This window comes from Brevibacillus sp. FSL K6-0770 (assembly GCF_038000275.1).
Taxonomy (GTDB): Bacteria; Bacillota; Bacilli; order Brevibacillales; family Brevibacillaceae; genus Brevibacillus; species Brevibacillus parabrevis.
The window spans coordinates 2,043,400-2,057,329 of record NZ_JBBOBQ010000001.1 but is presented as its reverse complement, the minus strand read 5'-3'; the positions used below and the strand labels follow the sequence as shown (position 1 = coordinate 2,057,329).

At 52.8% G+C, this 13,930-nt stretch carries 12 protein-coding genes; 2 read left to right on the top strand and 10 right to left on the bottom strand.

The genetic code is table 11. From position 1 onward, the window contains the following. Window position 1 precedes the first annotated feature (1 nt). The 10 genes from NST23_RS09995 to lepA all read right to left on the bottom strand — a co-directional run bounded on the left by NST23_RS09995 (window position 2) and on the right by lepA (window position 12,382). A complete protein-coding gene (locus NST23_RS09995; RefSeq protein ID WP_122964101.1) occupies window positions 2-430 on the bottom strand; it encodes an NUDIX hydrolase in 429 nt (142 codons plus the stop codon). Next, on the bottom strand, window positions 427-1,785 hold the full coding sequence (gene mtaB, locus NST23_RS09990) for a tRNA (N(6)-L-threonylcarbamoyladenosine(37)-C(2))-methylthiotransferase MtaB (protein ID WP_122964102.1): 1,359 nt from the start codon (window positions 1,783-1,785) through the stop codon (window positions 427-429). The genes NST23_RS09995 and mtaB overlap by 4 nt, the downstream gene beginning before the upstream one ends. Window positions 1,786-1,809: 24 nt before the next feature. After that, window positions 1,810-2,568, bottom strand: a complete 759-nt coding sequence (locus tag NST23_RS09985) for a 16S rRNA (uracil(1498)-N(3))-methyltransferase (protein WP_063231386.1) — start codon at window positions 2,566-2,568, stop codon at window positions 1,810-1,812. 18 nt (window positions 2,569-2,586) lie between these two features. Continuing rightward, on the bottom strand, window positions 2,587-3,528 hold the full coding sequence (gene prmA, locus NST23_RS09980) for a 50S ribosomal protein L11 methyltransferase (RefSeq protein ID WP_173597412.1): 942 nt from the start codon (window positions 3,526-3,528) through the stop codon (window positions 2,587-2,589). A gap of 71 nt (window positions 3,529-3,599) precedes the next feature. Beyond that, window positions 3,600-4,727, bottom strand: coding sequence for a molecular chaperone DnaJ (dnaJ, locus tag NST23_RS09975; protein WP_122964104.1), 1,128 nt, complete (start codon window positions 4,725-4,727; stop codon window positions 3,600-3,602). A gap of 155 nt (window positions 4,728-4,882) precedes the next feature. Next, the gene (gene dnaK / locus NST23_RS09970) at window positions 4,883-6,712 is read right to left on the bottom strand and encodes a molecular chaperone DnaK (protein ID WP_122964105.1); all 1,830 of its coding nucleotides are present in this window, start codon (window positions 6,710-6,712) and stop codon (window positions 4,883-4,885) included. Window positions 6,713-6,764: 52 nt separating this feature from the next. Continuing rightward, on the bottom strand, window positions 6,765-7,292 hold the full coding sequence (grpE, locus tag NST23_RS09965) for a nucleotide exchange factor GrpE (protein WP_229049944.1): 528 nt from the start codon (window positions 7,290-7,292) through the stop codon (window positions 6,765-6,767). A gap of 76 nt (window positions 7,293-7,368) precedes the next feature. Further along, window positions 7,369-8,394 (bottom strand): heat-inducible transcriptional repressor HrcA, encoded by a 1,026-nt coding sequence (gene hrcA / locus NST23_RS09960; RefSeq protein ID WP_063231382.1) that lies wholly within the window; start codon window positions 8,392-8,394, stop codon window positions 7,369-7,371. 197 nt (window positions 8,395-8,591) lie between these two features. Further along, window positions 8,592-9,734: a radical SAM family heme chaperone HemW gene (gene hemW / locus NST23_RS09955; protein ID WP_173597413.1), complete on the bottom strand. Its 1,143-nt coding sequence runs from the start codon at window positions 9,732-9,734 to the stop codon at window positions 8,592-8,594. Window positions 9,735-10,564: 830 nt separating this feature from the next. Continuing rightward, window positions 10,565-12,382, bottom strand: a complete 1,818-nt coding sequence (lepA, locus tag NST23_RS09950) for a translation elongation factor 4 (protein ID WP_063231378.1) — start codon at window positions 12,380-12,382, stop codon at window positions 10,565-10,567. Between the two features lie 189 nt (window positions 12,383-12,571). Here lepA and NST23_RS09945 point away from each other — a divergent pair, with 189 nt between their 5' ends. Both NST23_RS09945 and NST23_RS09940 read left to right on the top strand, forming a co-directional pair. Further along, complete coding sequence (locus NST23_RS09945) at window positions 12,572-13,048, top strand: HIT family protein (protein WP_328139360.1); 477 nt, start codon at window positions 12,572-12,574, stop codon at window positions 13,046-13,048. A gap of 6 nt (window positions 13,049-13,054) precedes the next feature. Continuing rightward, entirely contained in the window at window positions 13,055-13,921 is an 867-nt protein-coding gene (locus tag NST23_RS09940) for a GNAT family N-acetyltransferase (RefSeq protein ID WP_340963618.1), read from the top strand. Window positions 13,922-13,930: the final 9 nt, after the last annotated feature.

Here is a 13,930-nt window from a genome sequence, read left to right as displayed (position 1 = left end):
ACTACACCTCAATCCCGAGTTTTTGGAAGGCCAGACGAAAAATCTCATCGTTGTTTCGGTAGCCTCTCTGGAGTTGCAGCTCCCAAGCCTCTTTTGCCGGATGCCAATGAACGTCATTGATTTCTTCCAGCTGTACCGTTATTTCTGTGTTGTAAGCCTCGACCAGATAGTAGTGGACTTCTTTGTCGACCGACTCGCCCGTCACCGGATGCGTGTAGACGTAAGTGATCCGGTCAAGCTTGGCGCCGAGACGCCCCGCCACTCCCGTCTCTTCAAGCACTTCACGCAAAGCGGTTTCTTCGATAGTCTCGCCGATCTCCTGCTTGCCTTTTGCCAAAGTCACTTTGCCATAACGGTCTTCGATCAAGAGAAGCATGTACTCTCCGTCTTGCAGCTGATAGACTACGCCTCCTGCCGAAATCTCCTTCATATGGCTCGCTCCTTCAAATAAGGCAGCATCTCCGTCTCCACAACGCGGACAAAAGTTCCCTGGCAATATTCGGAGCCTGGTTGTTCCAGCTTCACCTTGCAAATTTTCCCGATCATGCTTTCGTCTCCCGGGAAAACAACGTTCAGGTAGTTATCGGAATATCCCATCAACAGGCCGCTTTCCGGCGCATCCTTGAACGGACGCTCTGGAATGACTTCCAGCACGTCGCCGACAAACTGCTTGGAGTAAGCCATGGTCAGCTCCCGATTCAGCTCCAACAATTTCGTCACGCGCTCGTGTTTTTCCTCTTCGGGAATCTGGTCGGTCATCCGCGCAGCCGGTGTGCCTGTGCGCATCGAGTACGGGAAAACGTGCAGCTCGGCGAAGCCGATTTCTTTGATGAAGTTGTAGCCGTTCATGAATTGCTCCTCGGTTTCACCCGGGAAGCCGACAATGACGTCCGTCGTGATCGCCGCGCCTGGCAGCGCTTTGCGTACTTTCACCATTTTTTCATAAAACTCGGCTGTCGTGTATTTGCGGCGCATGCGCTTCAACACTTCATCATCGCCCGCCTGGAGCGGTACGTGCAGGTGGCGTACGACACGGTCGGAGTTGTTGATGACCTCGATGACTTCATCCGTGATCTGGCTCGCTTCGATGGAGCTGATGCGAATGCGTTTCAGTCCATCTACTTCATGCAAATCAAGCAGCAGCTTCGCCAGGTTGTAGTCTTCCAGGTCTTCTCCGTATCCTCCGGTGTGAATCCCCGTCAGAACGATTTCCAGATAGCCTGCTTCCACCAGCTTTTTCGCCTGTTCAACGACGCTTTCCGGCTTGCGCGAGCGCATGAGACCACGCGCCCACGGAATGATGCAGAACGTGCAGAAGTTGTTGCAGCCTTCCTGAATTTTCAGGGAAGCGCGGGTTCTGTCTGTAAAGTTGGGAACATCCAGCTCCTCGAAATCACGGGCTTTCATGATGTTTCCGACCGCATTGATCGGTTGGCGCTCAGCGCGGATTTGCTTGACGTAATCGGTCAGCTTCTCGCGGCCTTGCGTGCCCACTACGATATCCACCCCAGGAATTTGTGCAATCTCGCTTGGAGAAGTTTGCGCATAGCAGCCTGTCACAGCGACGATCGCTTCCGGGTTGCGGCGAATCGCCCGGCGGATGACCTGGCGGCTCTTTTTATCACCTGTATTCGTAACGGTACAAGTATTGATCACGTAAACATCGGCGTCGTCCTGTTCAAAGTCGACTCGCTCGTAGCCATCTGCCTTGAACAATTGCCAAATCGCCTCAGTCTCATAACTGTTCACTTTGCAGCCTAATGTATGAAAAGCAACGGTAGACATTGCCATTCCTCCTTTCGCTTGCGCTTATCCTTTGCGATGTATGGAAGCTTTTCGTTCAAACTGATAGGAAGCCGCGGCAAGTACATACTGGCTGGCCGTTTCGGTGCGCAAAATACGCGGCCCGAGCGAAACAGGCAAAAATCCCTTGCTCTCTGCTTGCGCCACTTCTTCCGGGGTAAAGCCCCCTTCAGGCCCAATCAGAACGAGCAGGGAGTCTCCACTTGCCATCTGTTCCAGCACTTCATGAACAGTCGTGCTTCCTTCCTTTTCATAGGCGATAGCCAGCTGCGTATAGGCTTGACCTGCCGCAAGCGCCTCGCGAAACGAGACAGGGGCAAGCAGCTCAGGCAAAACGGCCCGGTGCGACTGCTCGGCAGCCTCCTTGACGATTTTGCGCCAGCGCTCCAGCTTTTTCGCCTCTTTTTTGGCGTCCAGTTTGACGATGGTTCTCTCGGAAGAAAACGGAAAAAAGGAGTACGCTCCGAGTTCCGTCCCCTTTTGCAAGATCCACTCCATCTTTTCGCCTTTTGGCATTCCTTGCCCAATGGTCACGCGGATCGGCAGCTCACGCTCTTCCTGGAGCATCTCGATCACCTCTGCCTGGACTTCCTTGGCAGAAAGGCTGACGAGCTTGGCTCGCGCCGATCTCCCTGCTCCGTCCGAGACGAGAATTTCATCGCCTGCCCGCGCTCGCATCACGTTTACGATATGATGAACATCGTCTCCGATAATCGTTAGCTCATGCTCATGAAAGAGATGTGGCTCGACAAAATATCGTTGCATCTCGCCAACCTCACTATTCTATCGTTTTTTTGCGGTAATTGCTACCCAGTCATCAATGAAAATCGTTTCCACGATCTCAAGGCCGGAAGCGACCAGAGCGGCTTTCACATCCGCTTCCCGCGCCGCAATAATGCCGGATGCGATGAAGGTGCCGCCTGGCAGAAGCAAGCGGAACACATCGTCTGTAAAGCGCAAAATGACTTCCGCCAAAATATTGGCGACGATCACTTCGACTTGCTCCTCGATGCCATCCAGCAAGTTGTTTTGTCTGACGACGATATGCTCATACACGCCGTTCAGCTCGGTGTTCGCCTGTGCGGAGCGGACTGCCACCTCGTCCAAATCCATCGCGAGCACTTCTTTTGCGCCCAGCTTGATGGCGGCAATGCTCAAAATCGCCGTGCCTGTTCCCACATCGTACACGCGATCGCCTTTGGCCAAATGCTTCTCCAGCGCGCGCAAACAGAGAATCGTGGTCGGATGCGTTCCCGTGCCAAAAGCCATTCCCGGGTCCATCTCGATGATGATCTCTCCCGGATGACGCGGCTCGTACTCTTCCCAAACCGGCTTGATTGTCATGTTGTCGGAGACGTGAACCGGCTTGTAATACTTTTTCCAGGCGTGGGCCCATTCGTCTTCGTGAACATCGTTTACGGCAATCGCAGCCTTGCCGATGTCCAGACCGTACTCGGTCAACTGCGCCAGCTGTTCTTTCAATTCTTCTACGACATCGATCAGCTCGCTGCTGTCAACGGGCAGGTACGCTTTGACGAATACGCCCTCGGCCGGAAAATCGTCAGGAGAGAGCTGGTAGATTTCGCCAAAGGGGGTATCCCACTCGCGATAGAGCACCTCCGGGTCTTCGATGACGACGCCGTTGGCACCCATTTCATAGAGAAGGCTGGACACCGCCTCCGTAGCCTCCGCTGTTGTATGGATACTGATTTCTGACCATTTCACGAATCTACCACTCCCCACTTTTGCTTTCCTGATGGACTTGTCAACCTGCAAGCGGACAAAACCGCGACCGATTACTCGCCGCGGAATGCCCGTTTCATTTTTTCAAAAAAGCCTTCGTCTTCCGTTCCGTGCTGGCCCGGCTTCTCGCCAGACAGCTCTGCCAACTCGCGCAGCAGCTCTTTTTGCTTGTCGCTCAGCTTCGTCGGCGTAATGACGCGCACTTTTACATGCTGATCGCCGCGACCGTTGCCGCGCAAGTGCGGCACGCCTTTTCCACGCAAGCGGAAAAACGTCTCGGTCTGTGTGCCTGCCGGAATCTTCAGCTTCACGCGGCCATCGACCGTCGGAACCTCGATTTCATCGCCGAGCGCCGCCTGTGCATACGTAAGCGGTACTTCACAGTAAATGTCGTTGCCTTCGCGCTCGAAAAACTCGTGGCTTTTCACGCGCAGCACAACGTACAGATCGCCTGCTGGCCCGCCGTTGGCACCTGGCTCGCCTTCGCCGGAGACGCGCAATTGCGCACCGTCATCCACACCAGCCGGGATGTTGAGGTGAATTTTGCGGCGTACTTTGACACGTCCGCTGCCTCGGCACGAGGAGCATTTTTCCTTGAACACTTTCCCTTTGCCTTCGCAAGTGGAGCAGACCCGTCGGTTGACGATTCGGCCGAACGGCGTGTTGGCTGCCACTTCCTGCTGACCGGTACCGCTACAAGTTTTGCACGTTTCGACGCCTGTTCCCGGCTTGGCACCAGAGCCGAGGCACGTATCGCACTCTGCCTCTTTCGGGATTTCCACATCGGTTTCTTTTCCGAAAATCGCGTCGATAAAATCGATGCTCAGGCCAAATTGCAGATCGGCCCCTTTGCGCGGCGCGTTCGGATTCGCTCGTCTGCCGCCACCACCGAAGAACATGTCAAAAATGTCTCCGAAGCCGCCCATGCCCGACGTATCAAAACCGCCGCCGCCAAAGCCCTGATTCGGGTCCTGATGACCGAAACGGTCGTATTGCGCGCGCTTTTGCGGCTCAGACAGGACATCGTAAGCTTCCTTGACTTCCTTGAACTTTTCTTCCGCATCAGCGTCTTTATTTACATCCGGATGGTACTGGCGAGCAAGCTTCCGGTACGCTTTCTTGATTTCGTCCGCGTCGGCTTCCTTGGCTACTCCCAGAACCTCGTAGTAATCGCGTTTCATCTCCTAAATCACTCCCATGACAGTCAACTGTTATCATAGCATGTGACAGACCTGAAAAAAAGTCAAAGTCAGCTTTTGCGTGACTTTGACTTTCATGGGGTCACATCGCGAAAGAGCGAGGGGAGAAAAGCTCTCCCCTGACGCTTTCGTCGTGATTACTTTTTATCGTCTACCACTTCATAGTCAGCATCAACGACATTGTCCTTCTTCGGTTCTTGGCCTTCTGCTGCGCCCCCAGCATTTTGCTGCGCTTGTGCAGCTTGCTCATAGAGCTTCACGGAAATTTGTTGGATGATCTCGGACAGTTCGTCTTTTGCCGCTTTGATTTCCTCGATGTTGCCGCCTTCCAGCGCTTTTTTCACTTTGTCTTTCGCAGCGTTGGCGCGATCGATTTCCGCTTGGTCTACCTTGCCTTCCACTTCTTTCAGTGTTTTCTCGGTAGTGAACACGAGTTGGTCTGCTTCGTTGCGGATTTCTACTTGCTCTTTGCGCTTTTTGTCTTCTTCCGCATTCAGCTCGGCTTCTTTTACCATGCGGTCGATTTCATCGTCAGACAAACCGGAGTTGGACGTGATGGTGATGCGTTGCTCTTTTCCTGTACCCAGGTCTTTTGCACGCACGTTCACGATACCGTTGGCGTCGATGTCGAAGGAAACTTCGATTTGCGGGATACCGCGCGGCGCTGGCGGAATGTCGGACAGCGTGAAGCGGCCCAATGTTTTGTTGTCGCCCGCCATTTGGCGTTCGCCCTGAAGAACGTGGATTTCTACAGAAGTCTGGTTGTCGGCAGCTGTAGAGAACACTTGGGATTTGCTGGTCGGGATTGTCGTGTTGCGGTCGATCAGCTTGGTGAACACGCCGCCCAATGTTTCGATACCGAGCGACAGCGGAGTAACGTCGAGCAGTACGACGTCTTTCACGTCACCGGTCAGTACCCCTGCTTGCACGGCAGCGCCCAGTGCTACTACTTCGTCTGGATTCACGCCTTTGTGCGGCTCTTTTCCAGTAAATTTCTTGATCGCTTCTTGTACAGCCGGAATCCGTGTGGAACCACCCACGAGGATTACGCGGTCGATTTCGCTAGGAGTCAAGCCTGCGTCTTTCAGCGCTTGGCGAGTTGGGCCCATCGTGCGCTCAACCAGTTCAGCGGAAAGCTCTTCGAATTTGGCGCGAGTCAGGTTCATCTCCAAGTGTTTTGGACCGGAAGCATCTGCTGTGATAAACGGCAGCGAGATAGTCGTAGTCAGTACGCCGGAGAGGTCTTTTTTCGCTTTTTCAGCCGCGTCTTTCAAACGTTGCTGTGCCATGCGGTCTTTGGACAGGTCAATGCCGTGCTCTTTTTTGAACTCGCTCACGAGGTAGTTCATGATCACATCGTCGAAGTCGTCTCCACCGAGCTTGTTGTCGCCGGAAGTCGCCTTTACTTCGAAGAAACCGTCGGAAAGCTCCAGGATGGAGACGTCAAACGTACCGCCGCCAAGGTCGAATACGAGAACGGTTTGATCTTCTGTCTTTTCCATACCGTATGCAAGTGCTGCTGCGGTTGGTTCGTTCACGATACGCAAAACTTCCAGACCCGCGATTTTACCAGCGTCTTTAGTCGCTTGGCGTTGGGAGTCATTGAAGTAAGCTGGAACGGTAATCACCGCTTGTGTTACTGGTTGGCCCAGGTAAGCTTCTGCATCTGCTTTCAGCTTTTGCAGGATCATGGCAGAGATTTGCTCAGGTGTGTATGGATTTCCTTCCAGTGTTTCCTTGTGGGAAGTACCCATGTGACGCTTGATGGAGATAACCGTGTTGTCAGGGTTGGTGATCGCCTGACGTTTTGCCGCTTCCCCTACGATGCGCTCGCCGTTTTTGAAAGCGACGACGGAAGGAGTGGTGCGGTTTCCTTCTGCGTTGGCAATAACGACTGGCTCGCCGCCTTCCATTACTGCTACGCAAGAGTTGGTTGTTCCAAGGTCAATACCGATTACGCGACTCATACAATATGTCCTCCTAACACTTTCTCATCTGAATGAATGATGGAATCTCGATTTATTCGTTCACTTGCACCATCGCCGGACGAACGACGCGGTCTTTGAACATATATCCTTTTTGCAATTCTGCTACGACGACGCCCGAATCAAATTCAGGGTCTTGCGTCTGCATAACAGCCTGGTGTACATGCGGATCGAACGGAGCGCCTTTTGCCTCGATCGGAGTCAAGCCTTCTTTTTCGAAAACTTGCACCATCTGGCGGTACACCATGTTGACGCCTGTCAAAAGCGACTCGACCGTCATCGATTCCTTGTCAGCAGCCAATGCCCGCTCGAAGTTGTCGAGTACCGGCAAAAGCTCTTCCACGATTTTCAGGGAAGCGTACTTCGCCAGGTCTTCCTGCTCCTTGCGCACACGGCGTCTGAGGTTATCCATGTCAGCCATGGCCCGCAGCATGCGGTTTTGATGCTCCTCTGCCTGCGCCTTCCACTGAGCCGCTTCCTGCTCCCAGTTCACTTCGCCCGCGTCTTGCGCGTCGACTGCCTCATTTACTTGCTCGTCTTCCGCAGCCGGGTCTTTGGTCATTTTTTCCTCGCTCAACGTCGATACCTCCTGGGGGCTCTTGCCTGACTTGCCTTCTCGTCAGGGAGCCTTCCTCCATTTATTTCTCAAACTGCGAAGTCAGCATCCGCGATAAGCCTTCTGCCAAATAATTGAGTACGGTAATGACTTTTCCGTATTCCATTCGCGTCGGGCCAAGTATTCCCACCATTCCCACGGGCTTGCCTCCAAGCGAGTAGGATGTCGTAATAATACTGCATTGCTTGATCGCGTCCAGCTGGTTTTCCTGGCCGATGCGCACCGTCAGTCCATCTCCCGGCATCCCGATCAAATGCAGCAGTTGATCGTTTTGCTCCAGCAGTTCCAAAATATCCTTGACCTTGTCTACGTCGCGGAATTCCGGCTGGTTCATGATTTTGGTGGCACCGCGTAAGTATACACGTTCCTCTTCTTGTGTCAGCGACTTGTCGAGAACTTTCAGCATTTCTTCGTACTGCTCCGCATAGCGGCGCATCTCGCCCGATATTTCCTGATAGACCCGCTGTCTCAGTTGCCACAGCGGCACGTCAGTCAGTTTGGCATTCAACAAGTTGACAAGGCGCTCGATTTCGCTTGCGCCGATGCCTTCGGGAAGGTCGATCAGCTTGTTCTCTACTCGTCCGGTATGGGTGACGACAATCGCCACCGCCTGTGTCTCGTTCAGAGGAACGATTTGAATATGTTTTAACCGATGCTCAAAAATTTCCGGTCCCAGGACAATTGCCGTGTAATTCGTCAACTGGGAAAGAATTTGAGCGGTGTATTCCACGACCTGTTCGGAGTGCAGAATACGCTCGGCAAACAACTGCTTCAGTTTGCCCAATTCGGCCTCGTTCAAGAGCTGCGGCTGAATCAGGTTGTCGACGTAAAAACGGTACCCTTTTGTAGAAGGAACTCGCCCGGCCGACGTATGAGGCTGCTCCAAGTATCCCAACTCTTCCAGATCGGACATCTCGTTACGGATGGTTGCCGAAGAAAATCCGATGTCCTCGCGTTTGGAAATGGTTCGGGAACCAACCGGTTCGGCAGAATGAATGTAATTATCGACAATCGCATTCAAAATCAGTTGTTGACGGTCAGATAACATGGATGTCGCTCGCCTCCCCGTTGAGCATAAAAGTGAAAAAAGGTATCGCCCGCAATGTCGGAGCGGTTTTGTTAGCACTCATACCTAACGAGTGCTAAATCTATTTACTAAGGTATCAATAGAAGAAGGATTTGTCAACGGACTTCCACGATATCCGCCGTCAAAATCTCACATATTTCGCCAACTGCTCCCGCTTGTTAGCGGAGAAAACGGGCAAATACCTCATTTCCGAGCGGAAGCCCCCGCTTGGTCAGCTTGAGACAGCCGTTTTGCTCTTCCAGCATGCCTTTGGCAATCTCTTCTTTTATTATCGTCCCAAAAACTTCGTGCGCAGATACGCCAAAACGCGATGCGAACTGGGCGAGATCGACTCCTTCCCGCAGGCGCAGCCCCAAAATCATCTGTTCTTCCATCGCATCTTCCTGCGGAACGGCAAACTGTTCCACCCGCGGCAAACCTTCTTTGCATTTTTGCAAATAGATCGCAAGCGGTCCGGCGTTGACATGTCTCTCGCCGCAAACGTAGCCGTGGGCGCCTGCACCCAAACCATAGTATTCACGATTGAGCCAATACGTTTTATTATGTTTGCTCTCAAAGCCCGGCTTGGCGAAATTGCTGATCTCGTACTGCTGATAGCCGCGGCGTTCCATCTCTTCAATCAGTACCATGTACATCGCAAGCTCTGCCTCCTCGGACGGGAGCGGAAGCTGATCCTTTTGATAGAGCGTGTGAAATAGCGTATTTTCCTCGACCTTGAGACTGTATGCGGAAAAGTGTTTCGTGCCCAGCTCGAACGCTTTCTCCAACGTCTGGCGGAAAATCTCCATCGTCTGATCCGGCAAGCCGAACATCAAGTCGATGCTGATGTTAGCGAACCCTGCTGCTTTCGCATTCTCGATGCTGCGGTACACATCGTCGCGGTCGTGAATCCGTCCCAGCCGTTTCAAAAGCGCGTTGTCAAACGACTGCACGCCGAAGCTCAGCCTGTTGACGCCAAGCTCATGCATGATGCGCAGCTTTTCGCTATCTGTCGTACCGGGATTCGCTTCCATGGAAAACTCGATATCCGCTGCCCAATGCTTGCCCAGGTGATTTTGGACCATCTGCAAAAACGCTCGCATTTGGGCATGATCGAGGAACGTAGGGGTGCCGCCGCCGACAAAGATCGTTTTGACCTCCTGCACAGGTCGCTCGCGAAACGTCAGCTCCATTTCTTTATCCAAAGCGTCCAGGTAATCCCAGATCAATTGCGGGTTGTTTGTCACGAACGAGTTGAAGTCGCAGTAATAGCATTTATTCGTACAAAAGGGAATGTGGATGTAAACCGATTGCGGCGTCATATCTCTTCCCCTCCTTTTTGTTCAAAATACAGGCGAATGCCTGTCTTCGTTACGCTTGCTTCATTCCAACGGGCGAATGGAAAAGACCTGACACGAGGTCAGGCCTACTTTTTATCATCCATGCGTGGTGCAGACATAAACGTTTCTTGCAGACCTAACGTATCCAGTTGTTTTTTGAAACGATGTTTCGCCTTGGACTGTTGGTCTTGCAAGCATTTGTAAGGGCTAAATTATCATAATGTATTTTTTCGACTCTAGTCAAACGTGTTGTGTGTCCCTCAAGAGCGCAGGTACACGGCGGGTAACGAATCTCTTATTCTCTTATTAAGAAGGCAGCCATCCAATAGTAAAAAGCCACGGATGATTGTCTGGGGCTTTTCCACAGCCTGCTCTCCCCTTGGATTTCCTCTTTCCACGGATGAATGCTAGAAACAGTCCGATTGATATTTACAGAAATTAGAAATAAGTTATAATATTTACATAAATCCCTCAAACAAGGAGGTGGATGCTATGAAAAAAGTGATCGCGATTGGCTTTGCTCTGTTTATCGTTCTGTCTCTGTCTACGAGTGCTTTTGCAGGCAATTACGGATGCCCTACCCACTTTTGCTATGATCCACGCTAGTCAAGCGAAGCGCAAACGATCAAGTCGCTCACCCGGGCGGCTTTTTTGTATGTTTTCATGCAAAAGTTTGCTGTAAAGTGAACTGGCACAAGCGGGTTACTAAAAAAAGGGACATAGCAACCATCACAGAAGGTCGCTATGTCCACCTTTTATCGAGAGCATGACCAAAGATGCTGCGAACATCTTTGCTTCATTCGCTCAAGCTCTTACTTCTTCTCATCCATGCGCAATACAGCCATAAACGCTTCTTGTGGAACCTCTACGGAACCGACGGACTTCATGCGCTTCTTTCCTTCTTTTTGCTTTTCGAGCAACTTGCGTTTCCGCGAGATGTCCCCGCCGTAACATTTGGCAAGAACGTTTTTGCGCAGCGCGCTGATCGTCTCGCGGGCAACGACCTTGTGCCCGATTGTCGCCTGGATCGGCACCTCGAACTGCTGACGCGGAATCAGTTCCTTCAGCTTTTCGCAAATGACTTTTCCGCGCGCATAAGCGGTATCTTTGTGCACGATAAACGACAGGGCGTCGACCATCTCGCTGTTCAGGAGAATGTCCATCTTCACGAGCTTGGACGGCTTGTAGCCTGCCAGCTCGTAGTCGAAGGACGCATATCCGCGCGTACCCGACTTCAGCATGTCGAAAAAGTCGTAGACGATCTCGGAGAGCGGCATGTCGTATTTCAGTTGCACGCGATTTTCGCCCATGTACTGCATGTCGAGAAACTCCCCGCGCTTGCCTTGGCAAAGCTGCATAACGTCCCCGACGTATTCTTTTGGCACCATAATCGTCGCCAGCACGTAAGGCTCCTCGATCATTTCGATCTTTTGCGCTTCCGGCATTTTGGACGGGTTGTCGATCTCGAACACTTCGCCATTCGTCCGCGTGATGCGGTAAATTACGCTCGGTGCAGTCGTGATCAGGTTGATGTTAAATTCGCGCTCGATGCGCTCCTGGATGATCTCCATGTGCAGAAGACCCAGGAAGCCGCAACGGAACCCGAAGCCGAGCGCTTGCGATGTCTCCGGCTCGAATTGCAGCGATGCGTCGTTCAGCTGGAGCTTTTCGAGTGCTTCGCGCAGATCGTTGTACTCGTTTGTCTCGATCGGGTACAGACCGCAGAAAACCATCGGGTTGATCTTGCGGTAGCCCGGCAACGGTTCAGCAGCAGGACGGGCAGCATCTGTGATCGTATCCCCGACGCTTGTGTCGCCTACTGTTTTGATCGAAGCGGCTACGTATCCTACGTCTCCGACTGTCAATTCTTCCACTTGGGTCTGGCGCGGCGTGGACGTCCCGATTTCCGTTACCTCGAAGGACTTGCCTGTCGCCATCATTTTGATCTTCATGCCTTTTTTCAACGTACCGTTGATGACGCGAATCGAAGCGATAACGCCGCGGTACGCATCAAAGTACGAGTCGAAAATCAAGGCTTGCAGCGGCGCATCCGGATCTCCTTCTGGAGCCGGAACTTTTTGCACGACCGCTTCCAGCACTTCTTTGATCCCGATTCCCGCTTTGGCAGAGGTGAGTACCGCTTCGCTGGCATCCAGCCCGATCACGTCCTCCACCTCTTGCTTCACGCGCTCAGGCTCTGCGCTCGGCAAGTCGATTTTGTTGATAACCGGAATGATCTCCAGATTGCTGTCCAGCGCCAAATAGACGTTGGCAAGCGTCTGGGCTTCGATCCCCTGGGCGGCGTCCACGACGAGAATGGCTCCTTCACAGGCCGCCAAGCTGCGGGATACTTCGTACGTAAAGTCTACGTGTCCAGGTGTGTCGATCAGGTGGAGAATGTAGTCCTCTCCGTCATCTGCTTTATAGTTCAAACGCACGGCATTCAGCTTGATTGTAATCCCGCGCTCTTTTTCCAGCTCCATCGTATCCAGAAACTGGGCTTCCATCTCACGTGCGGTAAGCGCTCCTGTCAGCTCCAAAATCCGGTCTGCCAGCGTCGACTTTCCATGGTCAATGTGGGCGATGATGGAAAAATTTCGAATCCTCTTTTGTCTTTCACGGCGATCCATGTGTTGTTCGTTCCCTCCCACGCGAATCCATTCAAACGTACAGATTGCGCCTCGCAAAAATACACTAACGGTAATTATAACAAACGCTTGATACAAAGAGCAACCAAAGAGAATACGGCACTTGCCACGTTTTTTGCTCCCGCCAAAACTTTCTTTATGATAAAGTGGTCTTAAAAAAAGGAGACTGGCATGCGAACAGAGCTTCAACAAGCGGAGCGTTTCGATTGCCTCGGCTGCCGACTGGCCTTATCCGCAGAGCCTGCCCATGTCGTCTATGAGAACGATTGGGTGACCTGCCTCTTGGATATCGATCCTTTTTCCGAGGGCCACATGCTGATTTTGCCCAAGCGGCATCTCGTTGAATGGACAGATTTGGATGCAGTGACCATGCAAAAAGTGACGGAAGCGGCGACCCTCATGTCTCAAACTCTTACAAGTGTGTACAAGCCTGCCGGAATTACGCTCTGTCAAAATGGCGGCGCTTTTAACGATCTGACCCACTTTCATCTGCACGTCATCCCGCGCTTTCCCGACGACGGTTTCGCCTGGAGCGAGCCGCGGCAGGAGCATGGAGCCGGAACGCGTCTGGCCCAAACACGTACACTGTTAGCGGAAGCGGTTAAAAACGGGAAGCAGACGGAGCTTCCTGAACGAAACGGAGACTGATCCCACGTGAAAAGCACGACCCATCGCCTGCATACTTTGTCTGCCGCTGACATTCCCGATCTGATCGCCCTCTCTGACTCAGTAGGCTGGGACTATGATGAAGCGGAAATTCGCACGATTCTGTCTATTGGTACGGTATTCGGACACAAAGATGACAGTGACAGGATCGTTTCTTCTGCGGCCATTATCGAATATGAAGAAGGGCTGGCTACGATCGGCATGGTCATCGTCCACTCCTCATGCCGCGGGTTCGGGTATGGTCGCGACCTGATGGAAGCCTGTATGAAGGCTGTTTCCGGCGATACGGCCATCATGCTGATCGCCACGCCCGATGGAGAACCGCTCTACCAGCGACTCGGTTTTGTGACAGCTGCCCACATCCACAAATTTTTGCGCCGTGGCGATACACCTGTCGTCCCCCCTGCCGCAAAAGCCGTGCCTTATCAAATCGCTTCCATGGAAGCAGCAGATTTGGAGCAAGTTGTCGAACTGGACCAGGGAGCGCTTGGCAGCCGTCGCTCGCTTTTTGTGCAAATGCGCAAAGCCCAGGCGGCCCGCTGTCTGGTTGCCAAAGATGCTAATGGCACCGTTGTCGGCTACGGCTTTGCTGTCCAAGGCCCGATCAACTTGATCGCCGGGCCGATTGTCGCCCGGGACGCGGACATGGCAATCCAGCTGCTCTGTGCACTGATCCAAAACCACGACGGACAGGTGCGAATCGACGTACCGGATGGACCGGAAGCATTCCTGGCCTTTTTGGAGCAAAACGGTTTTCAAAAGGCGTCGCGGCCACCTGTCATGGTCGCAAATGCCAAAAGCTTGCCCCAGCGCAACGGCAGCTACTTCGCCATCGGGGCGCAAATTTACGGCTAGCCGTCTTCG

Bases quoted from the DNA above. Each gene is read 5' to 3' on its own strand.
- NST23_RS09985 (WP_063231386.1), bottom strand. From the start codon at position 2,568: ATGCAACGATATTTTGTCGAGCCACATCTCTTTCATGAGCATGAGCTA.
- hemW (WP_173597413.1), bottom strand. From the start codon at position 9,734: ATGACGCCGCAATCGGTTTACATCCACATTCCCTTTTGTACGAATAAA.
- dnaJ (WP_122964104.1), bottom strand. From the start codon at position 4,727: ATGAAACGCGATTACTACGAGGTTCTGGGAGTAGCCAAGGAAGCCGAC.
- NST23_RS09995 (WP_122964101.1), bottom strand. From the start codon at position 430: ATGAAGGAGATTTCGGCAGGAGGCGTAGTCTATCAGCTGCAAGACGGA.
- grpE (WP_229049944.1), bottom strand. From the start codon at position 7,292: ATGACCAAAGACCCGGCTGCGGAAGACGAGCAAGTAAATGAGGCAGTC.
- hrcA (WP_063231382.1), bottom strand. From the start codon at position 8,394: ATGTTATCTGACCGTCAACAACTGATTTTGAATGCGATTGTCGATAAT.
- NST23_RS09945 (WP_328139360.1), top strand. From the start codon at position 12,572: ATGCGAACAGAGCTTCAACAAGCGGAGCGTTTCGATTGCCTCGGCTGC.
- mtaB (WP_122964102.1), bottom strand. From the start codon at position 1,785: ATGTCTACCGTTGCTTTTCATACATTAGGCTGCAAAGTGAACAGTTAT.
- lepA (WP_063231378.1), bottom strand. From the start codon at position 12,382: ATGGATCGCCGTGAAAGACAAAAGAGGATTCGAAATTTTTCCATCATC.
- dnaK (WP_122964105.1), bottom strand. From the start codon at position 6,712: ATGAGTCGCGTAATCGGTATTGACCTTGGAACAACCAACTCTTGCGTA.